The organism is Streptomyces sp. P13-3-3, assembly GCF_050571355.1.
Taxonomy (GTDB): Bacteria; Actinomycetota; Actinomycetes; order Streptomycetales; family Streptomycetaceae; genus Streptomyces; species Streptomyces althioticus.
The window spans coordinates 219,619-243,959 of sequence record NZ_CP192228.1 but is presented as its reverse complement, the minus strand read 5'-3'; the positions used below and the strand labels follow the sequence as shown (position 1 = coordinate 243,959).

The 24,341-nt window shown below is 73.1% G+C and carries 26 protein-coding genes and 1 tRNA gene; 18 read left to right on the top strand and 9 right to left on the bottom strand.

Annotation, left to right across the window (positions count from 1 at the left end):
- Window positions 1-232: 232 nt before the first annotated feature.
- Complete coding sequence (locus ACQZOG_RS01145) at window positions 233-1,774, top strand: PH domain-containing protein (RefSeq protein ID WP_193469205.1); 1,542 nt, start codon at window positions 233-235, stop codon at window positions 1,772-1,774.
- A 14-nt stretch (window positions 1,775-1,788) separates the two neighbouring features.
- On the opposite strand, the gene ACQZOG_RS01140 is transcribed toward ACQZOG_RS01145, so the two are convergent.
- The 5 genes from ACQZOG_RS01140 to ACQZOG_RS01120 form a co-directional block, all read right to left on the bottom strand.
- Window positions 1,789-3,546, bottom strand: coding sequence for a copper resistance protein CopC/CopD (locus ACQZOG_RS01140; RefSeq protein ID WP_261676279.1), 1,758 nt, complete (start codon window positions 3,544-3,546; stop codon window positions 1,789-1,791).
- 151 nt (window positions 3,547-3,697) lie between these two features.
- On the bottom strand, window positions 3,698-4,468 hold the full coding sequence (locus ACQZOG_RS01135) for an SDR family NAD(P)-dependent oxidoreductase (protein WP_230228776.1): 771 nt from the start codon (window positions 4,466-4,468) through the stop codon (window positions 3,698-3,700).
- Window positions 4,465-4,944 (bottom strand): cupin domain-containing protein, encoded by a 480-nt coding sequence (locus ACQZOG_RS01130; protein ID WP_033273355.1) that lies wholly within the window; start codon window positions 4,942-4,944, stop codon window positions 4,465-4,467. Before ACQZOG_RS01130 ends, ACQZOG_RS01135 begins: the two co-directional genes overlap by 4 nt.
- On the bottom strand, window positions 4,941-5,549 hold the full coding sequence (locus ACQZOG_RS01125; RefSeq protein WP_037640489.1) for a GNAT family N-acetyltransferase: 609 nt from the start codon (window positions 5,547-5,549) through the stop codon (window positions 4,941-4,943). Before ACQZOG_RS01125 ends, ACQZOG_RS01130 begins: the two co-directional genes overlap by 4 nt.
- A complete protein-coding gene (locus ACQZOG_RS01120) occupies window positions 5,542-7,635 on the bottom strand; it encodes a penicillin acylase family protein (RefSeq protein ID WP_430741200.1) in 2,094 nt (697 codons plus the stop codon). The genes ACQZOG_RS01125 and ACQZOG_RS01120 overlap by 8 nt, the downstream gene beginning before the upstream one ends.
- Window positions 7,636-7,717: 82 nt before the next feature.
- Here ACQZOG_RS01120 and ACQZOG_RS01115 point away from each other — a divergent pair, with 82 nt between their 5' ends.
- From ACQZOG_RS01115 to ACQZOG_RS01100, 4 genes are all read left to right on the top strand, one after another.
- The gene (locus ACQZOG_RS01115) at window positions 7,718-8,440 is read left to right on the top strand and encodes a siderophore-interacting protein (RefSeq protein WP_261676280.1); all 723 of its coding nucleotides are present in this window, start codon (window positions 7,718-7,720) and stop codon (window positions 8,438-8,440) included.
- A gap of 44 nt (window positions 8,441-8,484) precedes the next feature.
- Window positions 8,485-9,087: an HhH-GPD-type base excision DNA repair protein gene (locus tag ACQZOG_RS01110; protein ID WP_033273351.1), complete on the top strand. Its 603-nt coding sequence runs from the start codon at window positions 8,485-8,487 to the stop codon at window positions 9,085-9,087.
- A 190-nt stretch (window positions 9,088-9,277) separates the two neighbouring features.
- Window positions 9,278-9,574 (top strand): type II toxin-antitoxin system VapB family antitoxin, encoded by a 297-nt coding sequence (locus tag ACQZOG_RS01105; protein WP_004943146.1) that lies wholly within the window; start codon window positions 9,278-9,280, stop codon window positions 9,572-9,574.
- A gap of 132 nt (window positions 9,575-9,706) precedes the next feature.
- Complete coding sequence (locus ACQZOG_RS01100) at window positions 9,707-10,330, top strand: LytR C-terminal domain-containing protein (protein WP_033273350.1); 624 nt, start codon at window positions 9,707-9,709, stop codon at window positions 10,328-10,330.
- A gap of 44 nt (window positions 10,331-10,374) precedes the next feature.
- Here ACQZOG_RS01100 and upp read toward each other — a convergent pair whose 3' ends face one another.
- On the bottom strand, window positions 10,375-11,010 hold the full coding sequence (gene upp / locus ACQZOG_RS01095) for a uracil phosphoribosyltransferase (RefSeq protein ID WP_033273349.1): 636 nt from the start codon (window positions 11,008-11,010) through the stop codon (window positions 10,375-10,377).
- Window positions 11,011-11,237: 227 nt separating this feature from the next.
- On the opposite strand from upp, the gene ACQZOG_RS01090 reads away from it, so the two are divergent.
- The 8 genes from ACQZOG_RS01090 (at window position 11,238) to ACQZOG_RS01055 (ending at window position 16,102) form a co-directional block, all read left to right on the top strand.
- A complete protein-coding gene (locus ACQZOG_RS01090) occupies window positions 11,238-11,441 on the top strand; it encodes a hypothetical protein (protein ID WP_390898109.1) in 204 nt (67 codons plus the stop codon).
- A gap of 751 nt (window positions 11,442-12,192) precedes the next feature.
- The gene (locus ACQZOG_RS01085; RefSeq protein WP_037640500.1) at window positions 12,193-12,729 is read left to right on the top strand and encodes a hypothetical protein; all 537 of its coding nucleotides are present in this window, start codon (window positions 12,193-12,195) and stop codon (window positions 12,727-12,729) included.
- A gap of 65 nt (window positions 12,730-12,794) precedes the next feature.
- Entirely contained in the window at window positions 12,795-13,226 is a 432-nt protein-coding gene (tadA, locus tag ACQZOG_RS01080) for a tRNA adenosine(34) deaminase TadA (protein WP_230229883.1), read from the top strand.
- 45 nt (window positions 13,227-13,271) lie between these two features.
- A tRNA-Ser gene (locus ACQZOG_RS01075) sits at window positions 13,272-13,356 on the top strand.
- 101 nt (window positions 13,357-13,457) lie between these two features.
- Window positions 13,458-13,634, top strand: coding sequence for a hypothetical protein (locus tag ACQZOG_RS01070; RefSeq protein ID WP_019527032.1), 177 nt, complete (start codon window positions 13,458-13,460; stop codon window positions 13,632-13,634).
- A complete protein-coding gene (locus ACQZOG_RS01065) occupies window positions 13,634-13,927 on the top strand; it encodes a Dabb family protein (protein ID WP_058916509.1) in 294 nt (97 codons plus the stop codon). The genes ACQZOG_RS01070 and ACQZOG_RS01065 overlap by 1 nt, the downstream gene beginning before the upstream one ends.
- A gap of 189 nt (window positions 13,928-14,116) precedes the next feature.
- Window positions 14,117-14,953, top strand: coding sequence for an RNA polymerase sigma factor SigF (locus ACQZOG_RS01060; protein ID WP_006132791.1), 837 nt, complete (start codon window positions 14,117-14,119; stop codon window positions 14,951-14,953).
- Between the two features lie 246 nt (window positions 14,954-15,199).
- The gene (locus ACQZOG_RS01055) at window positions 15,200-16,102 is read left to right on the top strand and encodes an RNA polymerase sigma factor SigF (protein WP_033273343.1); all 903 of its coding nucleotides are present in this window, start codon (window positions 15,200-15,202) and stop codon (window positions 16,100-16,102) included.
- 524 nt (window positions 16,103-16,626) lie between these two features.
- Here the strand turns inward: ACQZOG_RS01055 and ACQZOG_RS01050 are convergent.
- Window positions 16,627-16,821, bottom strand: a complete 195-nt coding sequence (locus ACQZOG_RS01050; RefSeq protein ID WP_033273342.1) for a hypothetical protein — start codon at window positions 16,819-16,821, stop codon at window positions 16,627-16,629.
- Between the two features lie 194 nt (window positions 16,822-17,015).
- Between ACQZOG_RS01050 and ACQZOG_RS01045 the strand changes: the two genes are divergently transcribed.
- The 5 genes from ACQZOG_RS01045 (at window position 17,016) to ACQZOG_RS01025 (ending at window position 21,911) form a co-directional block, all read left to right on the top strand.
- Entirely contained in the window at window positions 17,016-17,507 is a 492-nt protein-coding gene (locus ACQZOG_RS01045) for a MarR family winged helix-turn-helix transcriptional regulator (RefSeq protein WP_033273341.1), read from the top strand.
- 13 nt (window positions 17,508-17,520) lie between these two features.
- On the top strand, window positions 17,521-20,049 hold the full coding sequence (locus ACQZOG_RS01040) for an MFS transporter (protein WP_193469202.1): 2,529 nt from the start codon (window positions 17,521-17,523) through the stop codon (window positions 20,047-20,049).
- 109 nt (window positions 20,050-20,158) lie between these two features.
- Window positions 20,159-20,980, top strand: coding sequence for a YceI family protein (locus tag ACQZOG_RS01035; protein ID WP_033273339.1), 822 nt, complete (start codon window positions 20,159-20,161; stop codon window positions 20,978-20,980).
- Between the two features lie 112 nt (window positions 20,981-21,092).
- On the top strand, window positions 21,093-21,431 hold the full coding sequence (locus tag ACQZOG_RS01030) for an STAS domain-containing protein (RefSeq protein ID WP_351036203.1): 339 nt from the start codon (window positions 21,093-21,095) through the stop codon (window positions 21,429-21,431).
- Between the two features lie 9 nt (window positions 21,432-21,440).
- Window positions 21,441-21,911, top strand: coding sequence for a PPOX class F420-dependent oxidoreductase (locus ACQZOG_RS01025; protein ID WP_191882891.1), 471 nt, complete (start codon window positions 21,441-21,443; stop codon window positions 21,909-21,911).
- Between the two features lie 19 nt (window positions 21,912-21,930).
- Here the strand turns inward: ACQZOG_RS01025 and ACQZOG_RS01020 are convergent, their stop codons facing one another.
- Window positions 21,931-22,704 (bottom strand): TetR/AcrR family transcriptional regulator, encoded by a 774-nt coding sequence (locus tag ACQZOG_RS01020; protein ID WP_033273337.1) that lies wholly within the window; start codon window positions 22,702-22,704, stop codon window positions 21,931-21,933.
- A 36-nt stretch (window positions 22,705-22,740) separates the two neighbouring features.
- Window positions 22,741-24,294 carry an MFS transporter gene (locus tag ACQZOG_RS01015; protein ID WP_037643938.1) on the bottom strand — a complete coding sequence of 518 codons (1,554 nt, stop codon included), beginning with the start codon at window positions 24,292-24,294 and terminating at the stop codon, window positions 22,741-22,743.
- Between the last annotated feature and the right edge of the window lie 47 nt (window positions 24,295-24,341).

Below are 24,341 nucleotides of genomic sequence, written 5' to 3'. Positions count from 1 at the left end.
CAGACACGCAGCTCCACCGGATCGCCGCGTCCGACGACGCAGCCGTTCCAGGCTCCGGACTTCGGCGAGGACGAGACCCTCTGGACCGAGGACGCGCAGCAGCCCGCCCCGGACACGCACGCGCGGCGTCCCAGGTCGGCCTAGCGACGGTGGCGACCCGGCAACGTCGCGCACGGAAAACTGCCGTGGCCGGGACAAGCCCGCGTAAGTGAGGCGATGGCACGCTCCCCGCATGAGCAGCGTGCCTGAAGTGACGTGCCGTACCCGCTCGAAGCGGCTTCCGTGGTTCTTCGTCGCCGCCGGTGCGGCCGGGTTGCTCCTGGTGGTGGCCCGCCTCGTGATCACGGGCGGGCCCCCCGACCGGTGGGTGCTCATCGGTCTTCTTCTCATGCCGCTGGGTGTCGGCGGCGCGTACGCCGCCGTCGTCCGCGTGCACGCCGACGCGGACGGACTGTCGTACCGCACGCTGCTGCGCCGCCGCGGCGCCCGGTGGGAGGACATCGCGGACGTGCGGGTGAACCTGCAGCGCGGCCGTCACAGCGACATCCACCGCGTCGAGGTCGTGACGCGCGGCGGTGCCGTCTGGCGTCTGCCTCTGCCGGTGGGCCCGTCCTCCGAGGGACAGGACACCTTCGACGGCACCGTCGAGGAGCTGCGCGCGCTGCACCGGCGGCACGGCACACCCGAGTCGGACCATCTCGTCGTGATCACCGTCCGCACGGCCGGGCGCCGTGGCGGCCTGCCGGCCGTGATGTGCGCCCTGTTCCTCGCGGGCGCCGCGCTGGCCGCGTGGTTCGTGCCGGTGGTGGCGGAGACCAAGCTGGCATGGACGTCGGCCGCCCCGTGCGCGGCGGAGGGCGCAGCGCACGACCGGGACTGCCTGACGACGCTGTCCTCCGTGATCGCCCGCACCGAGGTGGAGAGGGGCAAGGGCAACAGCTACCTCTACTTCGCCGGCGGACGGCCGATCGACCGGCTGGCGGTGTCGAGGGAGGGGGCTCGGGGCTTCGAGGCGGGCGACCGTGTCCGACTCACCGTGTGGCGCGGTCAGGTGCGGGAGGTCGTCGGCGAGGAGCACGCGTGGCGCGAGCACTTCCCCGCCTCCGGTGAGGTCACCGTGGTCGCGGCGCTGTGCGTGCTGGCGGCCGGCATGACGGGCGGCGTGATCGTGCAGCGCCGTCGCGGACGCCGCCTCCCCGCCGACGAGGTCATGCCGTCGTCGGCACCGTTCGCCGGCGCCGCCGTCGGCACGGCCGTGTGGGCGCTGCCGTACTGCTACCAGCACCCGACCCTCGTGCCGGACACCTCCGGGGACGTCGTCTGGGCCGGTCTCGGATCGCTGGCCTCGCTCGCCCTCGTCGTCCGGGCCTGGCGCGCGACCCGCGTCCGCCCGCCCGGGACGCCGGACGGCACACCCCTGGACGACGAGGACGTCTTCCTGCCCGCCCGGTTCCTGGAATCCACGGACTACAACCCCAACGGCTTCGGCACCCACATCGTCCTCGGCGCCGACGGGCCCGCCGTCACGCCCCACCCGGGCCCGGGCCGCTTCGCGGCACGCCCGATCCCGGTGGAGCGGCTCGTCGTCAGGACGGTCCGCCGTCCACGCGGCGGCGACGGCGACACCGTGCCGAAGAGCTGGGACGTCGCCGAACTGGGCGACGGGGACAGGGTGATCCGCCTCGCGGCCGCCCCTGCCCACCTGGGCCGGATACTGCGGGCCTTCACCGCCACCGACGAGGCTGCGCCCGCCGGAGGTCCGGGCGAGAGGTAGCTCTCGCCCTGCCCTCACCGCCCGATCCGCACCCCCCGCTCCACCGTCACCTGGTCGATGTCCGAGACCCGGACCGTCAGTTTCATCGTCCAGGCGCCCTCCAGGGGGAGGGTGAGGTCGTTGGTGGCCCAGTAGCCGCCCCGGTCGGTGAGGCCGGCGTCGATGGGGCCCACGTCCTTGGACGGGAGGGTGAAGGTGACACGGAGTTCCGGGACGAAGGACAGGGCGCCCTGAGGGCCGAAGACCACCGCCTGGAGGCCGTTCTCGCCGACGCGGCCCGGGTCCATCGTGAGCTGGACCGTGCCGCTGCCGCCGGGCGTCCCCGTGTCGTAGGGGACCGTGAGGGCCTGGGCGCCGGGCAGGCCCGCCACCTGCGGCGCGGGCGCCTTCGCGGCCTCGGCCTCCGCCCGGGAGGGCAGGGTGCCGGTCAGCACCGTGGTGACCAGCAGGACGGCCACCGCGACCACCACCTCCGCCAGGACGGAGCGGCGCAGGGCACGCCGGTGGACGGCTTCCGGTCCGACGGCTTCCGGTGGAGCGGTGGTCACGTGCGTCGTCCTCGGTTCGGGGGGCGGGCCCGACGCGCCCACCAGCGCCGGTACGCGTTCCTCGGCCACCGCCGGGCGGGCCAGCAGCGCCGTCCAGCGGCGGGACAGGGCCGCCGCGAGCAGCAGGAACACCGTCGCGGCCAACTTCACGGCGAGCGTGCGGCCGTACGCCGTCCCCGTGAGGGCGGACCACGAGCCGAGGCCGCGCCAGGACTGGTAGGCGCCGGTGAGGACCAGGACCGTCACCGACGTGAACGCCAGGCGGGAGAAACGGGCCACCGTGTCGTACGGGGGCGGGGTCTTCGCCCGGTGGAGGGTGAGCAGCAGGGCGGTGAGGCCGCCGAGCCAGGCCGCCATCGCCAGCAGGTGCAGCACCGACGACGTCATGGCCACCGGGACCTGGATGCCGGCCGAGGCGTGCTCCGCCGACGCCCATGTCAGGGCCAGCCCCACGGAGAAGGCCGCGCCCGCCGTGACGCGGGTGCGGAGGGTCCGGTGGCGCAGGACCGGGAGGAGCAGGGCCGCCGCCGACAGGAGCAGCACGCGCGCCAGGAGCGCCATGCCCGGACGGCCGCTCAGCGTGTCCGGGAACGCCGACACGTCCAGCGCGGTCGCCGGTGACGTGCCCTTCTCGTAGGGCGAGCGCAGCACCAGCAGCGCCGCCGTCGTCACCAGCAGCGTCCACCAGCCGAACAGCAGGGGCGCCCGCAGCGGGCCCGTGTCCGGCGGGCGGCACAGGGCCGCGAACGCCGCTGTGCCGATGAGCAGCGCGGCCGCGATGTAGGCGAGGTAGCGGCCGGTGTCGTAGAGGCTCTTGGTGACCGGGTGTTCGGCGTGGTCCTGGGGCGCCGCGGGCGGGGTGGGGGACGGCTTGCCGACGGAGAAGGTGAACGCGCCCGAGACCGGATGGCTGTCCGCCGAGACCACCCGCCACGCCACCGTGTACGTGCCCTCGTCAAGGCCCCGGGGCAGCGCGGCGCGGGCCGTGTCGGCGGCGCCGGCCGCGTGTTCGGGCTCCTCCATGTGGACCCGGCGGTTGTCGGGGCCGTAGATCCGGAAGGAGTCCTCGAGCAGGCCCACGGACTCGGTGAACGTCAGGGTGATGTGGGTGGGCGCCGTCCTGACGACGCTTCCGTCCTCGGGGTCACTGGCGCGCAGGGCCGCGTGGGCGCTCGCCGGGGCCGCGCCCGCGAGGAGGAGCACCAGCAGCGTGCCCAGCAGCACCCACGCCCGCAGGGCCGGCGACCCGCCGCCCGCCGCCTCACCGCGCCGTCGCTCCACGTCGTTCCCGCCTCCCGGCCGTCCGCCTCCCGTGGAGTACGGACGGGACGCCCGGTCCGCTCAACGCGGCGAGGACGCCTTCACCACGGGGGCTTCACCAGGTGGGGCGGGACGTCGCCCCTCCGTCGACCACCAGGTCGTGGCCGGTCACCCAGGACGCGAGCGGGGACGCCAGGAACACGCAGGCGTCGCCGACGTCCTCGGGGCGGCCGAGGCGGCCCACGGCGGACGCCTCACGCCAGCGGCGCACGCCCTCCGGCCAGGTGTCCTCCAGGCCGTCGCGGTCGATCAGGCCGGGCGACACCGTGTTGACGCGCACGCCCCACGGCCCGTACTCCAGGGCCGCCGAGCGGGCGTGCATCACCACCGCGGCCTTGGCGGCGCCGTAGTGCGCGTGGCCGGGGGCGGGGAAGCGGGCCTCGACGGAAGCGACGTGGGTGACGGAGCCGCCGCCCTGCCCGCGCATCAGCGCTGCCGCCGCCTGGGTGCAGGCGAAGACGGCGGTGAGGTTGGTGTCGACGACCGCGCGCCATTCGGCCGCCGTCATCCCGGCGAGCTCCTGGACGGGCTGGACGCCCGCGTTGTTGACCAGCGTGGTGAGCCGGCCGCCGAACCGTTCGGCTGCCTCCGCCACGAGCCGGTGGCAGGCGTCCTCGTCGGTGAGGTCGGCCTTCAGGACGACGGCCCTGCCACCCGCGTCCCGAATGGTGACCGCCGTCTCCTGGGCGGACGCGACGGAGGTGCGGCAGTGCAGGGCGACGGCCGCGCCCTCCTCGGCGAGCCGGCGGGCGATGCCCCCGCCGATGCCTCCGCCGGCGCCGGTGACCAGGGCGACCTGGCCGTGCAGCAGTCCCCGCCCGCTCATGGGCGGCCCAGTTCCGCGACGAGGGCGGCCCGGTCCGGGTAGCGGGCGGCCAGCTCGGCGGGGTCGCCGTGTTCGTAGCCCTCGTAGGTGAAGCCGGGGGCCATCGTGCAGCCGAACAGGGTCCAGGAGCCGCCGTCCGCGACGCGGGCACCCATCCAGGTGCCGGCGGGGACGGTGAGCTGGACGTGCTGGCCGCCGACCACGTCGGGGCCGAGCACCGGGGTGCTGCTGGTGCCGTCGGGGGCGAGCAGCAGCATGCTCAGCGGATCGCCGAGGTAGTGGTGCCAGGTCTCGTCGGCGGGCAGGCGGTGCAGGGCGGAGAAGTCGCCGGGCCCGGCGGTGAGCAGGGCGACGATGGCGGTGCCCTCGGGGCGGCCGTCGGGCCGGGCGGGGCCGGCCCAGGTCTGCCGGAACCGGCCTCCCTCCCGGGGGATCGGCTCCAGTCCGAAGTGGGCGACGAGGTCGTCGGGGGTCACCCCCCGAAGGCTACCTCCCGGGTGAGGAACGCGAGTTGTGCGTGCTTCTCCGGGAGGTACACGTCCGGCAGGTCGACCTCGGGCAGCACCACCCGGGGCCCGGTGGTGAAGCCCTGTCGCGCGAACCGGGCGACCGCCTTCTCGTTGGCCACGTCCGGGTCGACGACGATCCGCCGCCGGTCCAGGCCCAGCAGGACGAACGTGGAGACGGCGGCCGCCAGCCCCGCGGTCCAGCCGGAGCTGCTCCCGCCCGGCTCCGGGGGCGCGAGGAGCAGGTGCATGCCGATGTCGCCCGGCTCGACGGGGTAGCACTCGCCCACCCGGTCGGCCTCCGGTTCGTACGTCTGGAGCAGTGCGGCCGGCTCGCCGTCCTTCACCACGAGGTACGCGTGGTGGGTGTCGAGGGTCTCCATGTGCGCGTAGATCTCGGAGACCTGCTGCTCGGTGAGGCCGTTCATGCCCCAGAACACGGCCCGTTCCTCGCTCACCCAGCGGTGCAGCAGGGGCGCGTCGGCGGCCGGGTCCAGCGGCAGGACGCGTACGGCGCCGAAGCCGTCGACCTTCTGCTCGTGGACGGCCGGGCGGGAGGCGTACGGGTCAGACATCGGTCTCCTTCGTCAGCTGGGCCCAGTCGGTGACGACCGGGGCCAGGTCGCCGGCGAGCCACAGGGGCTGCTGGTCCCGGTGATGGGGTGATCCGGGGCGGCCGGAGGCGCCGTGCGGCACCACCCAGCGGCTGTCCTCGCGGCGGGCCAGGTCCCAGACGTAGCGGGCGGCGGGGCCGCGGGCGGCGAGGTCGGTGATGCCGGGCACGGCGGAGGTGCACAGCACGCAGTCGTGGTCGCCGGACAGGCCGGGCTCCTCCCGCGGGTCCTCGGCCGCCAGGGCTCGCCAGGGCGCGAGGCGGTGGGTGTCGCCCCAGGCGCCGGAGGGCGGCGCGGCGGCCACCTCCTCGAGGGCCGCCCGGACGACGGCGGGGCGGTCGATGCCGAACAGGTCCTCGGCCGCGAGCAGATGTTCCAGGGCGAACCCGATGCGCGGGACCAGCGCGAGCCAGGGGCGGAAGACGTCCGGGTACGGCGGCGGGGCCGCGGCGGCCGCGAGGGCGGGCTCGGCGGCCAGTCGGCGTACGACCGCGCTGCGCAGGGCCGCGAAGACGGCCGCGTCGGCGCTGCCGGCGTCCATGTGCCGGTCCCAGGCGAGCAGCCGCGCGCGCAGGGCGGACGCGGGTGCGGTGAGGTCCTGGGCGTCGAGCGCGGCCAGGTGGTCCAGGAGGGGCGCGGCGGAGGCGAGGTGGGTGTCGGTGTGGATCGCGGCCATACCGGCGGCGGACCAGCGGTGCTGCCGGGCGAGCAGGGCGGCGATGCGGCGGGCGCGGTGCGGCGGGGCGAACTCCACGCCGAGCGGGGCGGCGGGTCCGCGCTGGTTGGCCATCACGGCGACGCCGTCGTCGAGACCGGCGCGCGGCGGCTCGTGCCAGCCCCGCCACTCGTGGCCGGGCTCCCACGCGGGCACCAGGCGGACGCGGTTGGCGTCGGAGCGCACGGGGACGCGGCCGGCCACCCGGTGCAGGGTGCCGCCCTCGGTGTCGGCGGCGAGGAGGACGTTGACGGGCTCGGCCCACAGGTCGGCGGCGCGGTCCACGTCGGCGACGCGGCGGGCCCGCAGCAGCGGCAGCAGGGCGCCGAAGCCGAGGTCGCCGGTGACGCGGGGCGGGTACCGGAGGGCGACGGCGAGCGGGGGCTCCCCCGGCTCGGGCACCCCGCCGTCGAGGCCCTCGGGGCCGCCGATGACGACGGGCCCGCGCTCGGTCTCGACGACCTCCACCTCGACGGGGTCCTCGCCCGCGACCTCGACGGTCTCGGTGTGCCGTGCGGCCCGCCGCCAGACGCCGTCCGGGCCGAGCGCCTCGATGCCGGCGCCGGTGCGCCGCAGCCGCTCGCGGTAGAGGTCCTGGTAGTCGGCCATGGCGTTGGTGATGGCCCAGGCGACCGTGCCGGTGTGGCCGAAGTGGGCGATGCCGGGGACGCCCGGCACGGCGAGGCCGACGACGTCGAACTCCGGGCAGGACAGACGTATCTGCTGGTAGACGCCGGGGTCCTCGATGAACCGGTGCGGGTCGCCGGCGATCACCCCCTGCCCGGTGACCGTGCGCTCCCCCGTGACCAGCCAGCCGTTGCTGCCGGAGGTGCCGGGTCCGTCGGTGGCGAACAGGCCGACCACGTCCGCCCCGAGGCGCGCGGCGGCGTGGTCGCGCCACAGCTTGGCGGGAAAGCCGGCGAAGAGGAGGTGCGTGGACAGCCACACGGCCAGCGGCGTCCACGGCTCCCAGCGGCCGGGGAGGACACCGGCGCGCGCGAACTCCGGGGCGTCGTGCCCGTCCAGGCCCTCGTTCACCCCGGTGACGTACGCCCGGATCCAGTCGGCGGTCTCCGGGTCGCGCTCCTCCAGGCGGGCGAGGCAGCGGCGGGCGGTGTCGGCGATCCGGGCGCGCCGGACCAGCACGTCCCAGGACAGCTCGCCGGCGCCGAGGAAGGAGGCCGAGGAGCCCTGGGCGCGGTGACGCTCCACCTCGATCTGCCAGCCGCGGTCACGGGCGGTCACCAAGCCCTGGAGGCGCGCGAGTTCACGCGCTCCGTCCGCCCGCAGATGGGGAATCCCCCAGGCGTCCCGGAAGATCGCACCGGACACTGTGCCCCCACTTCACTTTAGGTTAGGCTCCCCTAAGTTACCCCGTGACGTGACGGGATCGTACGCGAAGGGTGAGAACGCGATGGGGCAGGGGCGGGGTTGGGAGGGCGCGGTCCTCAGACTGCTGCGTGCGAAGGACTTCGAGTTCACCGTGACGGGCGCCGAGGACGTCACCGCCGACTACCGGCGGCTGACCTTCACCGACGGCGGGATGCTGGCCACCACCGGGGTCCACCCCACGATGTGGGTCCGCCTGTGGTTCGACAACGCGGGCAAGCCGCACCAGCGCGCGTACACCCTGGTCGACCCGGACCCCGCGGCCGGCACGTTCGCCCTGGAGTTCGCGCTGCACGAGGGCCGCGCCAGCGACTGGGCACGGGCGGCGAAGGCCGGGGACACCGTCGAGGCGACCGTGCAGGGCACGGGCTTCGAGCACCCGGACCCCTCCCCGTCCCATGTGTACGTGGTCGGCGACCCGGCCTCGCTGCCTGCCGTCAACTCCCTGCTGGGCGCCCTGGGCGACGCCCCGGCGACCGTCTGGTTCGAGGGCTCCCTCGACGGGCTGCCCTTCGTGGCCGACCCCGCGCGGCACGAGGTGCGCGAGGTGCCCCGGCGGGACGCGGGCGCGGCCCTCGTGGAGCGCGTCCGCGCCGACCTGCCGGACCTGCTGGCGTCCGGGGCCGACCCGTACGTGTGGATCGCCTGCGACACCGCGACCACCCGCGCGCTGGGCGCCTTCGTCCGCAAGGAGCTGGGCCTGCCCAAGCAGCGGGTGCAGGCGCTGGGGTACTGGCGCCCGAGCTGACCCGCGACGCGCGATCAACGGGGCGACGCGCGATCATCAGGGGCATGGACGTCACACTGCACCTCGCCCAGGACCCCGACGCCGACCGGCTGCTGGGCCGCAGCCCGCTCGCCGCGCTGACCGGGATGCTGCTCGACCAGCAGATCCCGATGGAGTGGGCGTTCAAGGGACCGGCGACGATCGCGCAGCGGCTCGGCGCGGACGACCTCGACGCGCACGAGATCGCCGCGTACGACCCCGAGGCGTTCGCCGCGCTGCTCTCCGAGAAGCCGGCGGTGCACCGCTACCCGGGGTCGATGGCGGGCCGCATCCAGCAGCTGTGCCGGTACCTCGTCGAGCACTACGACGGAGACGCCGAGGCGGTCTGGCGGGGCGTGGAGGACGGCCGCGAGCTGCTGAAGCGGCTCCAGGACCTGCCCGGGTTCGGCAAGCAGAAGGCGCAGATCTTCCTCGCCCTGCTGGGCAAGCAGCTCGGCGTCCGCCCGTCCGGCTGGCGCGAGGCGGCCGGCGCGTACGGCGAAGAGGAGTCCTTCCGCTCGGTCGCGGACATCACGGGCCCTGAGTCGCTGGTGAAGGTGCGGGCGCACAAGCAGGAGATGAAGGCGGCGGCGAAGGCGGCGAAGGCCGCCAGGAAGACGGGGGCGTGACGGGCGCCGCGGGCCCGCTCAGGAGGCGTACCGGGGGCGGGTATGCGAGCCAGGGGTGGCGTACGGAGCGTCCCGTGAGGGCGCGCGACGGGCGCGCGGACCGTTATCCGACGGTTTCGGGCGTCTTTTGCGGCGGCGTACTGCGTCGCCATGGCTGCGCCCGGAACGTCTCGACCGGTAGGCTTTCCGTGTGATCTTCAAGCGCATCGGAAACGGCCGGCCGTACCCCGACCACGGCCGGGAAAGCACCCGGCAGTGGGCGGACGTGGCGCCGCGCCCGGTCCGCCTCGATCAGCTCGTGACGACCAAGCAGCAGCTCGACCTCGAGACCCTCCTCGCCGAGGACTCGACCTTCTACGGCGACCTCTTCGCGCACGTCGTGAAGTGGCAGGGCGACCTGTACCTCGAGGACGGACTGCACCGCGCGGTGCGCGCGGCGCTCCAGCAGCGCCAGGTGCTCCACGCGCGCGTTCTCGAACTCGACTGACACCCGTCGAACCCTCTGACGGCCCGGTTTGGCCCTTTCGGGTTGGACTGCACCCAGTCGAATGATCATCTAGTAGGCATAGCAGCCCAGGCGCACTACGCTGCGCTCATGAGCATGCTCACTCCACCCGGCATGGGCGGCCAGTACCGCATCACGGGTGACAAGTACCCGCGGATGCGCCGGCCCCGGCGGCGCGGCAAGCTCGTCGTGCTGACCGTCGCGTCCGTCGCCGTCCTCGGCGTGGGCGGCTGGGGCACGCTGCAACTCATCGACGTGTTCACCGGCGGCGGTGACTCCGCCTCCGCGGCCGGCACGAAGGCCGCGTGCGGCACCACGGCGAAGCCCTCGGCGAGTCCCGCCGGGGCCGCCAAGCCGCTGCCCCTCCCCGGCACGATCACCGTCAACGTGCTCAACGCCACGACGCGCAGCGGACTCGCCCAGAAGACCGCCGACGAGCTGAAGAAGCGCGGCTTCAAGGTCGGCGAGGTCGCCAACGCGCCCGAGACGTTCGACAAGAAGGTCAAGGGCACCGGCGTGCTGCTCGGCCCGGCGACCGCGCTGGACACGGCGCTGCCGGTGCTGGGCACCCAGCTGGCCGGTGCCGAGCGCCGCACGGACCCGGCCCGCAAGGGCGTCGAGCTCGATCTGATCATCGGCGACGCGTTCCGGGGGCTCACGGCGAAGGCGGACGCCGACAAGGCGCTGACCGCACTGGCCAACCCCGAGCCGGCACCCGCCTCGAAGAAGAACTGCTGACCCTCCGGGCCGTCGGGCACGGGGGGGGGGGACGAGCCGCGGAGTTACTCCGCGGCTCCGTACATGCGGTCGCCCGCGTCGCCGAGGCCCGGGACGATGTAGCCCAGCTCGTTGAGGCGCTCGTCGACGGACGCCGTCACGACCGTCACCGGCGTGCCGGCCAGCTCGCGCTCCATGACCTCGACGCCCTCCGGCGCGGCCAGCAGCACCACGGCGGTCACGTCGTCCGCGCCGCGCTTGATCAGCTCCTGGATGGCCGCGACGAGCGTGCCGCCGGTCGCCAGCATCGGGTCCAGGACGTACACCTGACGCCCGGAGAGGTCGTCGGGCATGCGCGTGGCGTACGTGGACGCCTGCAGCGTCTCCTCGTTGCGCACCATGCCCAGGAAGCCCACCTCGGCGGTCGGCAGCAGTCGGACCATGCCGTCCAGCATGCCGAGGCCGGCCCGCAGGATCGGCACCACCAGGGGGCGGGGGTGGGACAGCTTCACGCCCGTGGTCCGCGCCACCGGCGTCTGGATGTCCACCTGTTCGGTGCGCACGTCGCGCGTGGCCTCGTAGGCGAGCAGGGTGACCAGCTCGTCGGCGAGACGGCGGAAGGTCGCGGAGTCGGTGCGCTGGTCGCGCAGCGTGGTGAGCTTGTGGGCGACCAGGGGGTGGTCGACGACGTGGAGACGCATGGCGTCAACCCTAACCGGGACGCGGAGGGCCGGCGTCCCCGTGCGTGGCAAGGGGATGGGGCGCCCGTCACCCCTTCGCTGGCGTCAAACCGCCCGGTCGGGGGAAGGTGGGAGGGACGGACTGGGGTGATGAAGCAATGCCTGAGCAGGAGGATCGCTATCCGTCGGCCGGGGCGGCCGGGGCTTCCCGGGTGTCCCGGGGAGCCGAAGGTGCCGGGGCTTCCCGGGTGTCCCGGGGAGCCGAAAGCGCCCGGGGCGGCGGGGGCGGCGCCGGCGGCGAGGTGGACTGGGAGGCCGAGCGCCGGCGGCGGCGGGCGCGGTTCCTGAGGGAGCTGGCGGAGGCTCGGGCGTTGCGGGACCGGGTGCAGCCTCGGCGGGCGAAGGCGGCGCGGTTGCGGCATGCGATGCGGATGCGGACGTTTCGCTGGTAGCGGGGTTTTCGGGCGGGGTGGCCCAGTCCCATTCGTTTTCAGGCACCGGTGCCTGTGCCGGCCGGGGGTGCTGCGCACCTGGCGGCTGACGAGGCGCCGTCGCGCCCACAGGTGCCTTCGTCTCCGGGCGCCGGCGCTTGTGCCGGCCGGGGAGTGTCTACGCATTTGGCGCCTGCGGGGCGCCGGCGCCTGTGCCGGCCCGGGGTGTCCGCGCACCTGGCGCCAGCAGGGTGCCGTCGCGCCCACCCGTGCCGCCCTGCGGCACGACTGCCCGCGGAGGGCGGGAGGCGAGGCCGCGTAAGGCCGTGAGCCGTGCCAGCGGAGGGCGGGAGGCGTGCCCCGGGCGGCGCGGGCCTGCCCGCAGATGGCGGGGGACGTGCCCGCGGATGGCGGGAAGCGTGGCCGCGTAACGTCGGAGCCGTGCCCGCGAGGGGCGTGACTGCGGCGTGGGCGCGTTCTGCTCGGGGTGGGTGCGACACGCGGGGTGGGCCGTGGGGGAAGGGGACCGTGGGTCCCTTTGACGTGCCGCGCTTCCGTGGCGGGATTGTGCGCGTACGATCCGGTCGTGGCGGCGACAAGCGCGCTGGACCGCGATCGAAACTGCCGGACACAGGGAGCGGAAGACGTCCCCTGACGGCCTTGTTTCTGCCACGATTCCCAGTGGGCGGGGTCTCAGCTCCGCATACCCGCCCGCACACCTCCGCCGGGGGGACCCCCAACCGGCACGCCTATGACCAGTGGGAGAGTCACGGTGTACTTCGCCGCACTGCTCGCGCGCACCGAAGACGGGTGGGAAGCGAGCGACACAGAGCTCGACGATGTGGAAACCCTGTCGGATCTCGCCGACCTGGCCCGGGAAGCCTCCCCTGACGAGGACACCGTGCTCGTGCTGATCGAGCAGGAGGACGGCTGGTTCGGCGTCGTCCGCGTGGACGGTGAGGAGGATCCCAGGATCTACGTCTCCGACGCCGCGGCGGCCGCCCGCAGCAGCTACGGGGAGATCCTGCTCACCGACGAACTGCTCGGCCGGCAGCCCGGGGACGACGGCCCCGATCTGGACGCCCTCGACCTCGACGGCACGGAGGACGGTGAGCCGGACGACGAGGACGCCGACGGCGCCCCGTCCGCCGCGTCCGGCGAGTCCGTCCCGCACGGCCCCGTCGGTGACGCACAGGTCCTGGAGGACCTGGGCGTGACCGAGAAGGAGCTGCGCTCGATGACCCAGGACGCCGTCTCCGAGATCGCCGAGGTGCTGGGCGCCTCCGAGGTGCTGGAGACCGTCCGCTGACCGTGCCGACCACCACCCCCGCGCCCGGCCTCCCGGACCCGGTGCGCGACCGCTGGCGGGAGCCGATGCGCCTCGCCCTGGACGAGGCCCGCCGGGCCGTCCCGGGCGGGGACGTCCCCGTCGGCGCCGTCGTGCTGGCCGCGGACGGGGTCACCGTGCTGGCCCGCGCCCACAACGAGCGCGAGGCGGTCGGCGACCCCACCGCGCACGCGGAGGTCCTGGCCCTGCGCCGGGCCGCCGAACGGGCCGGGGAGTGGCGGCTGGCCGGCTGCACCCTGGTGGTCACGCTGGAGCCCTGCACGATGTGCGCGGGCGCCGTCCAGCAGTCCCGGGTGGACCGGGTGGTCTACGGCGCCCGGGACGAGAAGGCCGGCGCGGCGGGATCCCAGTGGGATCTGGTCCGCGACCGGCGCCTCAACCACCGGCCCGAGGTGATCGAAGGCGTGCTCGCCGAGGAGTGCTCGCGGCTGCTCACGGAGTTCTTCCGGGGACGCTGAATACCGATTTCGATCCACGCGCCACCGTGCTGTAAGGTCTCCCTCGGTAGCGTGTCCGAGCGGCCGAAGGAGCTCGCCTCGAAAGCGAGTGTGGCGCAAGTCACCGAGGGTTCAAATCCCTCCGCTACCGCTTGAGAAGGGCCCCGTCGTCAGACGGGGCCCTTCGTGCGATCATGGGCCCGCTCGATGCACGCGTGACAGCAGTGACAGCCGTGACAGGGGAGGGCCGCGATGGCGGTGAACGCGAAGAAGGCCGCCGTCTATCTGGTGGTGGTCTTCGTGCTGTACGTGATCATCACGGACCCCGAGACCGCCGGCGACTACGTCACCATCGGGTTCCAGGGCATCTCGGACGCCGCGAAGGCGATCGGCGACTTCATGACCTGGCTGGCCGCGGGAGGCAAGTGATGATCCGGCACCTGGTGCTCTTCAAGCTGAACGAGGGCGTCCGCCGCGACGACCCGAAGGTCGCCGAAGGCGTGGAGGCCTTCCGCGCGCTGGAGGGGAAGATCCCGGAGATCCGTTTCTGGGAGTGCGCCTGGAACATCAGCGACCGCCCCATCGCCTACGACTTCGCCATCAACTCCGCGTTCGAGGACGCCGAGGCGCTGCGCCGCTACGTCGAGCACCCGGACCACCAGGCGGGCGTCGGACTGTGGCGCGAGTTCGCCACGTGGGTGATCGCCGACTACGAGTTCTGACGCCCCCTCCGCACACCGTGCACCGAGGCCCCCCGCCGTGCCGGCAGGGGGCCTCGCCGCGTTCGGCGCCCGCCTCCCACCCTCAACACGGAATATGCGGTGCTTGCACACAGTGAGTCAGTCTTGTGATGCTATGACCGCTTTTGACGGATGAGTTGACGGACGATGTGAGCGAATGAAGAGGTGGCGTTGACCGTGTCGGCCAGTTCCGCGCCACCCCAGGACGAGGTGTCCCCCGACGCGGTCCAGACCCCCGCCAAGCGCCGTGGCGCGGACACCAGGGCCCTGACCCAGGTGTTGTTCGGTCAGCTCAAGAACCTGGAGCCGGGCACGCCGGAGCACGCCCGCGTGCGGGCGGCGCTCATCGAGGCGAACCTCCCGCTCGTGCGCTACGCGGCCGCCCGCTTCCGCTCCCGGAACGAGCCGATGGAGGACGTCGTCCAGGTCGGCACCATCGGCCTCATCAACGCCATCGACCGCTTCGACCCCGAGCGGGGCGTGCAGTTCCCGACCTTCGCGATGCCGACCGTCGTCGGCGAGATCAAGCGGTACTTCCGGGACAACGTCCGCACCGTCCACGTACCGCGCCGGCTGCACGAGCTGTGGGTGCAGGTCAACAGCGCGACGGAGGACCTCACCACCGCGTTCGGGCGCACCCCCACCACCGCCGAGATCGCCGAGCGGCTGCGCATCTCCGAGGAGGAGGTGCTGTCCTGCATCGAGGCCGGCCGGTCGTACCACGCCACCTCGCTCGAGGCCGCGCAGGAGGGCGACGGGATGCCCGGCCTGCTGGACCGGCTCGGCTACGAGGACCCCGCCCTGGACGGCGTGGAGCACCGCGACCTCGTCCGGCACCTCCTCGTGCAGCTGCCGGAGCGCGAGCAGCGCATCCTGCTGCTGCGTTACTACAGCAATCTGACGCAGTCCCAGATCAGCGCCGAGCTGGGCGTCTCGCAGATGCACGTGTCCCGGCTGCTGGCCCGCAGCTTCCAGCGGCTGAGGTCCGCAAACAGGATCGACGCGTAACCGTAAAGAGCGAATCGCCCGACGGCGCGAATCTGCGTTCTTTCCGTCCGATACCCCGTCAGACCCCTTGTTTCCAGGGCTGATTCGCATCTCGCATGTCGACATGTCACTACAGCGCGTTGCCGACATGTGACATTCTGCCGGAAGCGCGTTTGCCGGAGCCTCGGCGCCGGTATTCAGGTGAAGGCTGCGTTCCTCGGATCGGGAGCGTTCGCCGCGACCGTCCCGCGACCCAAAGGGGGTGGCATGTCCGCAGAACAGGGCAGCTCGAAGGTGCTCACGCTCGCGGAGAGCGAGTCAGCTCCCCATGCTCTCGACGCACTCGGCCCCATCGACGAGGGCCCGTCCCTCGCCGCCGCACCCGCTCCGGAGGTCCCGGAGACGGCGGCCCTCGACACCCGCACCCTGTCCCGCTCCCTGTTCCTGCGGCTCGCCGTCCTCGACGAGGACAGCCCGGAGCGCGCCTACGTCCGGGACACGCTGATCGAACTCAACCTCCCGCTCGTGCGGTACGCGGCGGCGCGGTTCCGCTCGCGCAACGAGCCGATGGAGGACATCGTCCAGGTCGGCACGATCGGGCTGATCAAGGCGATCGACCGCTTCGACTGCGAACGGGGCGTGGAGTTCCCGACGTTCGCGATGCCGACGGTGGTCGGGGAGATCAAGCGGTTCTTCCGCGACACGTCCTGGTCGGTGCGGGTGCCGCGCCGGCTCCAGGAGCTGCGGCTGGCGCTGACCAAGGCCGGCGACGAGCTCTCCCAGAAGCTGGACCGCTCCCCGACGGTGAGCGAGCTCGCCGCCGTGCTGGGCGTGTCCGAGGAGGACGTCGTCGACGGCCTCGCGGTGGGGAACGCGTACACGGCGTCCTCGCTGGACTCCCCCGCGCCTGAGGACGACGGCGGCGAGGGCTCCCTGGCGGACCGCCTCGGCTACGAGGACACGGCGCTGGAGGGCGTGGAGTACCGGGAGTCGCTGAAGCCGCTGCTGGCGAAGCTGCCGCCGCGTGAGCGGCGGATCATCATGCTGCGGTTCTTCGCGAACATGACGCAGTCGCAGATCGGGGAGGAGGTGGGCATCTCGCAGATGCATGTCTCTCGTCTGCTGACGCGCACCTTGGCCCAGCTGCGGGAGGGGCTCATCTCGGACTGACGTCCGCGGACCTGCCTTCGAGCGCGGAGGCGCTCGGCCCTTTCAGGGCCGGGGGCCTTCGCGCTCCTCGTTGCGGCGGCGCCGCGCACCGCTTTTCCGCGCCTGCGGGCGGGGCGGGTGGCGGTCGCTTCGGTCGCTTCGCGGGCGCGGGGCGGTGGGGGTTGATCGCGCAGTTCCCCGCGCCCCTTGAGGGCGTTGTCGTCGCCGTGCCGAGGGAGTGGACCGGGGACGGTCACCCGCCCGTGCGGGCCGGTGGGGGTCGATCGCGCAGTTCCCCGCGCCCCTGACGGTGTTATCGTCGCCGCACCCAGCAAACGGACCGGGGACGGCCATCCGCCCGTGCGGGCCGGTGGGGGCTGGGCGCGCAGTTCCCCGCGCCCCTGACGGTGTTGTCGTCGCGGTGCCGAACAAACAGACCGGGGACGGTCACCCGCCCGTGCGGGCCGGTGGGGGCTGGGCGCGCAGTTCCCCGCGCCCCTTGAGGGCGTGGCCGCCGAGGGGGTTCCCCTCGGCGGCCTTCCCTTTTACTTCAGTGCGAGCCAGGCCACCGCCGCGATGACGGCGACCGCGGCGACGATGCCGATGATCAGGCCGATCCGCGGGCCGCCGCCCGTGGCCGCCGGTTGGCCGGCCTCCGGAGCCTCGTCGACGAACGCGCGGAACATCTGGGTGCTGCCGGCGGGGTCGTGATTGCCCTGCGGGCCCTGGGTGTTAGCCATGGACCGAGACCCTAGCGAATCAGCGTCCGGGGCCCCAAGCGGGGCGGGATCCCACGGGGAAACCCCTCCCACCTGCGTGTTTACTGACGCGATTACTTGTCTTTGCCAAGTTTTGGGTCCGGACAGGCCGTTTTTATTTGCCTTCAGCAACCATCAATCCCTACGGTTGCTTTAAGCAACGAAACGGAGGTGCCATGGCCGAGTCGGCACAGTACGAGGAGCTGGTCCGGCAGTTCAGTGCCTTCGGCGCCGTCAAGCGGGAGATGAACCGGCTGATGCCGTCGGACTGCCCGAGCGGCTCCGCGGCCGTGCTGACCGTGCTGGGCCGCCATGGCGACATGCGCATGAGCAGGCTCGCCGAGCTGCTGTCCGTGGACATGTCCGTCACCAGCCGGCACGTCACCCATCTGGCCGAGCGCGGCTGGATCGAACGCTCTCCCGACCCCGCCGACAAGCGGTCCCGCATCCTGCGCCTCACCCCGGCCGGCGAGACCCGGCTCGACGAGCTGTTCCGACGCACGACCCAGCTCCTCGCGGAGCGGCTGGGCGACTGGTCGGACGAGGAGGTCGACGACCTCACCCGGCTGATGGCCCGGCTCAGGGACAGCTTCGGCGACCCGCGCACCGTGCCCCGGCAGGCGTCTCCGTCACTCGAACAGACCACCCGTACACCCGCAAGCACGTAAAAGAAGGAAGTCCATGGCAACGACCACACCGAACGGTGTGCGGGCTCATGCCAAGCACGGGGGAGGCTCCTCCACGGACGCTCCGATGACCCATCGGCAGATCATGGAGGCGCTGTCCGGGCTGCTGCTCGGCATGTTCTGCGCCATCCTGTCGTCGACCATCGTCACCAACGCCCTGCCCGAGATCGTCTCCGACCTCGGCGGCGGCCAGAGCGCCTACACCTGGGTCGTCACCGCCTCGCTGCTGACGATGACCGCCTCCACCCCTCTGTGGGGCAAGCTCGCCGACCTCATCAGCAAGAAGGCCCTGGTCCAGACGGCCCTGGTGGTCTTCGTGATCGGCTCGATCGTGGCCGGCACGGCGCAGAACCCGGGCATGCTGATCACCGCGCGCGCCATCCAGGGCCTCGGCGGCGGCGGTCTCGCCGCGCTGGCCCAGATCATCATGGCCGCGATGATCTCCCCGCGTGAGCGCGGGCGGTACTCCGGCTACCTGGGCGCGACCTTCGCGGTCGCGACCGTCGGCGGCCCGCTGCTCGGCGGCGTCATCACCGACACCAGCTGGCTCGGCTGGCGCTGGTGCCTCTACGTCGGCGTCCCCTTCGCGCTCATCGCGCTGGTCGTCCTGCAGAAGACGCTGAACCTGCCCCTGGTGAAGCGGGAGGTCAAGGTCGACTGGGCCGGCGCCTTCTTCGTCACCGCGGCCGTCTCCCTGCTGCTCGTCTGGGTCACCTTCGCCGACGACAAGTACGACTGGATGTCGTGGCAGACCGGTGTGATGGTCGGCGGCGCGGTCGTGCTGACGCTGATCTTCCTGCTCGTCGAGTCCAGGGCGAGCGAGCCGATCATCCCGCTGCGCCTGTTCCGCAACCGCACCATCACGCTGGCGTCGCTGGCCTCGCTGTTCGTCGGTATCGCGATGTTCGCGGGCACCGTCTACTTCAGCCAGTACTTCCAGCTCGCCCGGGACAAGTCCCCGACCATGTCGGGCGTCATGACCATCCCGATGATCGGCGGTCTGTTCATATCGTCGACCGTCTCCGGCATCATCATCACCAAGACCGGCCGCTGGAAGGCCTGGCTGCTGACGGGCGGCGTGCTGCTCACGGCGGGCCTCGGCCTGCTGAGCACCATCCGCTACGACACCCCGTACTGGCACATCGGCCTCTTCATGGCGCTGATGGGTCTCGGCGTCGGCATGATGATGCAGAACCTGGTGCTCTGCACGCAGAACCAGGTGGCCCCGAGCGACCTGGGCGCGGCCTCCTCCGTGGTCACGTTCTTCCGCTCCCTCGGCGGCGCGGTGGGCGTCTCCGTGCTCGGCTCGGTGATGTCGTCCCGGATCAGCACCTACGCGGCGGACACCATCGGCACGCTCAGCCCGCAGGAGCAGGCGGCGGCAGCCAAGGCCTCCGGCAGCGGCACCATCCCCGACATGGACCTGCTGCCTCCGGGCATCCGCACCTGGCTGGAGAGCGCCTACGGCCACGGCATCGCCGACATCTTCCTGTACGTCGCGCCGGTCGCCCTGCTCGGCTTCCTGGTGACGATCTTCATCAAGGAGGTCCCGCTGCGGACCACCGGCGCGCTGGCCCAGGCCGCGCAGGAGCAGGCCACCGCGGCCGGCGACCCGGTCGCCCCGACCGCCGCCGAGGCCGCCACCGTCCCGGCCGGGGGCGCCGCCCCCGCCGTCGCGGAGACGCAGGCCGCCGCGGAGGACACCTTCGCCCAGCCCGTGTCCGCCGTCGCCACCGCGGCCCGGCCCGAGGAGTCCGCCTCCTCCGGCATCCCGGTGCGCGGCTTCGTCCGGGGCGCCGACAGCACCCCGGTGCCCCGAGCCGCGGTCACGCTGATCTCCCTGGGCGGCCGCCAGCTCGGCCGCTCCGTGGCCCAGGAGGACGGCTCCTACGCGGTGGACGCCCCCTCGGCGGGGTCGTACGTCCTGATCGCCGCCGCCGACGGGCACCAGCCGCAGGCGTCGACGATCGTGGTCAACGGCGAGCCGGTGACCTACGACGTCCTGCTCAGCGGCACCAGCGGCATGACCGGTGTGGTCCGCGCGGCGGAGACCGGGCAGCCGGTGAAGGACGCGATGGTGATCGTCACCGACGTGCGCGGGGACCTGCTGGCCACCGGGACCACCGGTGAGCAGGGCGAGTTCTCCTTCGCCGAACTGGTGCCGGGCACGGTGACCGTCGCGGTGAACGCCGCCGGGTACCGGCCGCGCGCCCTGCCGGTCGAGATCGGCGCCACGGGCGTCACCCGGGTCGAGGCCGACCTGGAGACCGGCGCCCATGTCCGGGGCGTGGTCCGCGCCCCGCACGGTCCGCTGGCCGACGCCCGGGTCACCCTGGTCGACGCGGCGGGCAACGTGGTCGGCACGGCCACGACCGGGGACGACGGGGCGTACGCCTTCGCCGACCTGGACGGCGGCGAGTACACCGTCATCGCCACGGGCTATCCGCCGGTGGCGAGCGCCCTGACGGTCGCAGGCCCCGGTGTCGACGGCCACGACATCGAGCTCGCCCACCCGGGCGAGTAACCCGAGTCCCGGCCCGTGGCGGGTTCGCGCGTCCTGTAGCGGAGACGCGCCCCGCCGCGGGCCGGTCGTATCACGACCTTTTTATGAGCCTTTGCAGGGAGAAGACGGGATGCCACTGACCGCGAGGATCCGCACCCGGGACGGATGGGCCGTGTCGCACGCGGTCGTCACGCTGACCGACGGGACGGGCAGCCAGGTGCTGCGTGCCGAGGCGGACGCCGAGGGCGCCGTCCGGGACGCCACCGAGCTGGCACCGGGGGCGTACACCGTCGTCGTGACCGCGGTCGGGTACGCGCCGGCCGCCGCCAGCGCCCTCGTCACCGCGAGCGGACGCGCCGAGATCGGGACGGTGACGCTGGCCCGCACCGGGGGCACGGAGCTGCCGCCGCCCGGCCCGTGGACCGTCGACCCGGCGCACTCGAGCGTGGCCGCGGTCGCCCAGCACCTGGGCATCTCCAGCGTGCGCGGCCGGTTCACCGACTTCACCGCCCTGGTGGAGATCGCCCCCGACGACGTCACCAAGTCCCGTGTGGAGGCGGTGATCCGGGCCGAGTCCATCGACACCGGCAACAAGATGCGCGACACCCATCTGCGGTCGCCCGACTTCCTGGACGTCGCACGGCACCCCGAGATCACCTACCGGTCCACGGGGCTCACCCAGGCGGGCACCGACCGCTGGACCGTGCACGGCGAGCTGACCATGCGCGGCGTGGTCCGCCCGGTCGACCTGGACCTGGCCTACCTCGGCACCGGCGCCGACCCGTGGGGCGGCACCCGGGCAGCCTTCCGGGCCACGACCGAGCTGCACCGCGAGGACTTCGCGATGAACTACAACCAGGTCGTCCAGGCCGGCATCGCCGCCATCGGCACCACGCTCCGGGTGGAGCTGGACGTCCAGGCCGTGCAGGGCGAACAGCTCCCGGAGGGCTGAGCGCGACGTCCGGACCTGCACCGCTGTCCGTCGCGTCCCGGACGTGGTGCAATGGGCGAAGGGTCAGGAAGCGGCCTTGCCGATTCCGGACGACCGATTCCAGGTGAATGCCATGGCCCTTCCCCCCTTCTCCTCCGAGCGCGTGATGCTCCCGCTGCCGTCGGAGATCGACTTCCGCAACGCCGACGGCCTGTTGCCGTTGATCATGTACCAGGCCCGCTCCGGCTCCGGGGGGCCCGCCCGGGTGATGGTCCTCGACCTGTCCGGGACCCGCTTCATGGACTCCCAGGGCATCCGCCTGATCAACGACGCCCGCAGGCTGCTGCTCCCCCACACCAAGGTGCACCTGGTGGCCCTCCCGGAGAGCGTCGCGGGCCGCGTCCTGGAGGTGACCGGGCTCCGCCGCGACGTGCCCGTGTACGACAACCTCTCCGAGGCGATGGCGGCCTAGGCTGACGCCATGGCACCCGACATCGCGACCAACACCCGCGTCTCCCTCGACGAGTTGCTCGACTTCGTACGCCCCCGGCACCACGCGATCCTGCTCACCCGCCGTTCCGACGGCGGGCCGCAGGGGTCGCCGCTGACCTGCGGCGTCGACGACTCCGGGCGGATCGTGGTGTCCACCTACCCGGAGCGTGCCAAGACCCGGAACGCCAGGCGTGACCCGCGGGTGAGCCTCATCGTCCTCAGCGACGACTGGAACGGCCCCTGGGTGCAGATCGACGGCACCGCCGAGGTGCTGGACGCGCCCGACTCGGTGGAGCCGCTGGTGGAGTACTACCGGAACATCGCCGGTGAGCATCCCGACTGGGACGAGTACCGCGCGGCGATGGTGAAGCAGGGCAAGTCGCTGATCCGGATCACCCCGGAGCGCTGGGGGCCGGTGGCGACGGGCGGTTTCCCGGCGCGGCTGGCGGAGAGCGACTAGGACCACGCCGCGTGCGCGGCTAGCCGCGGCTGCGGGCGACCATCGCCTCGATGCCGGCGACCAGCAGGTCCAGGGCGAAGCTGAAGTCCCGGTCGAGCATCTCCTCGACCGTGTCGCCGCCCCGCGCCTCCATGATCCGGGCCGACCGGCCGACGACGTCGGAGGCGTCCGGGTCGCGCAGCACCTCGGTCATGGCGCGGTGGTGGTACTCGTCGGGGGTCAGGCCCGTCGAGGCGACCCGCTCGCGGAAGTGGCCCTCCACCGCGCCGTGTCCGTACACGAACTGGAACACGGCGGCGATCGCCCCGGTCACCTCGTGCTCGGGCAGGCCGGTGCGGCCGAGGACCCCCTGGACGGCGCCGGAGAACCGCAGCGCGTGGGGGCCGATGTTGAGGAAGCGTCCGACGAGCGCCGGCAGCCAGGAGTGCCGCACCAGCAGCGCCCGGTACTCGCGGGCCAGGGCGCGCAGCTCCTCGCGCCAGTCCGCGCCGGAGTCCGGCTCGGGCAGGGCGAGTTCGCCGAAGGCGCGGTCCAGGGCCAGTTCGAGCAGGTCGTCCTTGGTGTCGACGTACCAGTAGACGGACATCGCGGTGACGTCGAGCTCGGCGGCGAGGCGGCGCATGGAGAACCTCTCCAGGCCCTCGGCGTCCAGCAGCCGCACGGTGGCCCCGGTGATCCGGTCCCGGTCGAGGCCGGAGGGCTGACCTCCGCCGCGCCTGCCGCCCCGCTCCCGGTCCTCCAGCCAGACACTGGGCCGTGGCGTCTTCCCGGACCGCTGGTCTGCCCTCACCATGGCGCACCTTCCTCGACTCGCCGACGCCGGTTCATGCTAGGCGTCCGCCCCGTCCCGCGCGGCCCGCGCGTCGACGCGGTCGGCGCGGCGCAGGAGCGACGCCGCGATCAGTCCGCCGAGCAGCACCGCGACCGAGCCGACGAGCAGGCTCGTCTCCAGACCGGAGGAGAACGCCCCGGTGATCTCGGCGCGTTCGCGGTCCGATCCGGCCGCGGCCAGCGCCGCCGGCAGCGAGGCCGCCGCGACCGGCACCAGCGCGGCGAAGCGCGCGTTCAGCACGGCGCCGAGGACGGCCACGCCGAGTCCGTTGCCGAACTCGGCCAGCGTGCCGTTGATCCCGGCGCCGACGCCCGCCTTCTCGCGCGGCACGGAACTCATCACGGCGTGCGCCATCACCGGGCTGCCGATCGCGGTGCCGCCGCCGATCAGCACCAGGCCGAGCAGCGTGCCGCCGTACCCGTGGCCGGTGAGCGTGGCGATCGACACCAGCCCGGCCGCCATCAGTCCCATGCCGACCGCTATGGACAGCGGAGTTCCCATCTTCGCCGACCACTTGGTGCCGACGCCGGTGAAGTTCAGGGCGACGACGGTCAGCGCCATCGGTGCGGTGCGCAGACCCGCCTCCAACGGGCCGTAGCCCAGGACGAACTGGAGGTACTGGGTGAGCAGGAAGAGCGCGCCGCCCATCCCGAAGGTGATCAGCACCAGGCCGCCGACCGCGCCGGTGAAGCGCCGGTTGCGGAAGAAGTGCGGGTCGAGCATCGGGTACGGGATCCGGCTCTCCCAGTACGCGAAGACGCCGAGCACCACGGCCGCCGTGCCCGCGCTGACGGCCACCGTGCCGGACGTCCAGCCGTGCTCGGGGCCGGAGATGATCGCGTAGACCAGGGCCGTCATGCCGATGGTGGAGAGCACCGCCCCGACCAGGTCGGGCCGGTCGCCCTGACGGTTGCGTGACTCGGGGACGTACGCGGCGACGGCGGCCAGCGCCAGGGCCACGACCGGCAGGTTGATCAGGAAGATCGACCCCCACCAGAAGTGGTTCAGCATGAACCCGCCGACCAGCGGACCGGCGGCGAAACCCAGGGAGTTGACGGCGCTCCAGATGCCGATGGCCTTGGGCTGCTCCTCGGGCGTGAAGATCTGCATGACCACGGCGAGGGTGGTGGTGAGCAGCAGCGCCCCGCCGACGCCCATGCCCGCCCGCGCGGCGATCAGCTGCCCCGAGGACTGGGCCAGCCCCGCGACCAGTGACCCCGCGCCGAACAGGGCGAGGCCCACGATCAGCATCTTCCTGCGGCCGTAGCGGTCGGCCGCGTTGCCGGCGCTGAGCAGCAGGCCCGACTGCACCAGGGAGTAGGCGTTGATCATCCACTGGATGTCGGCGGTCGAGGCGTCCATCTCCCGGGTGAGGGAGGGGATCGCCACGTTCAGCACCGTGTTGTCCAGCAGCACGGTGAGCTGGGCGAGGCAGATGACTCCGAGAATCAGCCAGCGCCGCGCGTGCCCCCGGGGGACCGCGTCCGCCGGCGCGGAGTCCGGGGACGGGTCGGGGGCCGCGGCGGGCTGCTCCTGCGAGGACGTGGTCATGCTGTACACCGTAGAACACCTCTCTTACGGTGTACAACGCGGGGTTG

Excerpts from the sequence above, each read along its gene's own strand:
- ACQZOG_RS01050 (WP_033273342.1), bottom strand. The coding sequence starts at position 16,821 with ATGGCTAACACCCAGGGCCCGCAGGGCAATCACGACCCCGCCGGCAGC.
- ACQZOG_RS01070 (WP_019527032.1), top strand. The coding sequence starts at position 13,458 with ATGGCGGTGAACGCGAAGAAGGCCGCCGTCTATCTGGTGGTGGTCTTC.
- ACQZOG_RS01055 (WP_033273343.1), top strand. The coding sequence starts at position 15,200 with ATGTCCGCAGAACAGGGCAGCTCGAAGGTGCTCACGCTCGCGGAGAGC.
- ACQZOG_RS01035 (WP_033273339.1), top strand. The coding sequence starts at position 20,159 with ATGCCACTGACCGCGAGGATCCGCACCCGGGACGGATGGGCCGTGTCG.
- ACQZOG_RS01020 (WP_033273337.1), bottom strand. The coding sequence starts at position 22,704 with ATGGTGAGGGCAGACCAGCGGTCCGGGAAGACGCCACGGCCCAGTGTC.
- ACQZOG_RS01115 (WP_261676280.1), top strand. The coding sequence starts at position 7,718 with ATGGGGCAGGGGCGGGGTTGGGAGGGCGCGGTCCTCAGACTGCTGCGT.
- ACQZOG_RS01145 (WP_193469205.1), top strand. The coding sequence starts at position 233 with ATGAGCAGCGTGCCTGAAGTGACGTGCCGTACCCGCTCGAAGCGGCTT.
- ACQZOG_RS01025 (WP_191882891.1), top strand. The coding sequence starts at position 21,441 with ATGGCACCCGACATCGCGACCAACACCCGCGTCTCCCTCGACGAGTTG.
- ACQZOG_RS01045 (WP_033273341.1), top strand. The coding sequence starts at position 17,016 with ATGGCCGAGTCGGCACAGTACGAGGAGCTGGTCCGGCAGTTCAGTGCC.
- ACQZOG_RS01040 (WP_193469202.1), top strand. The coding sequence starts at position 17,521 with ATGGCAACGACCACACCGAACGGTGTGCGGGCTCATGCCAAGCACGGG.
- tadA (WP_230229883.1), top strand. The coding sequence starts at position 12,795 with ATGCGCCTCGCCCTGGACGAGGCCCGCCGGGCCGTCCCGGGCGGGGAC.
- ACQZOG_RS01065 (WP_058916509.1), top strand. The coding sequence starts at position 13,634 with ATGATCCGGCACCTGGTGCTCTTCAAGCTGAACGAGGGCGTCCGCCGC.
- ACQZOG_RS01100 (WP_033273350.1), top strand. The coding sequence starts at position 9,707 with ATGGGCGGCCAGTACCGCATCACGGGTGACAAGTACCCGCGGATGCGC.
- upp (WP_033273349.1), bottom strand. The coding sequence starts at position 11,010 with ATGCGTCTCCACGTCGTCGACCACCCCCTGGTCGCCCACAAGCTCACC.
- ACQZOG_RS01135 (WP_230228776.1), bottom strand. The coding sequence starts at position 4,468 with ATGAGCGGGCGGGGACTGCTGCACGGCCAGGTCGCCCTGGTCACCGGC.
- ACQZOG_RS01125 (WP_037640489.1), bottom strand. The coding sequence starts at position 5,549 with ATGTCTGACCCGTACGCCTCCCGCCCGGCCGTCCACGAGCAGAAGGTC.
- ACQZOG_RS01015 (WP_037643938.1), bottom strand. The coding sequence starts at position 24,294 with ATGACCACGTCCTCGCAGGAGCAGCCCGCCGCGGCCCCCGACCCGTCC.
- ACQZOG_RS01030 (WP_351036203.1), top strand. The coding sequence starts at position 21,093 with ATGGCCCTTCCCCCCTTCTCCTCCGAGCGCGTGATGCTCCCGCTGCCG.
- ACQZOG_RS01110 (WP_033273351.1), top strand. The coding sequence starts at position 8,485 with ATGGACGTCACACTGCACCTCGCCCAGGACCCCGACGCCGACCGGCTG.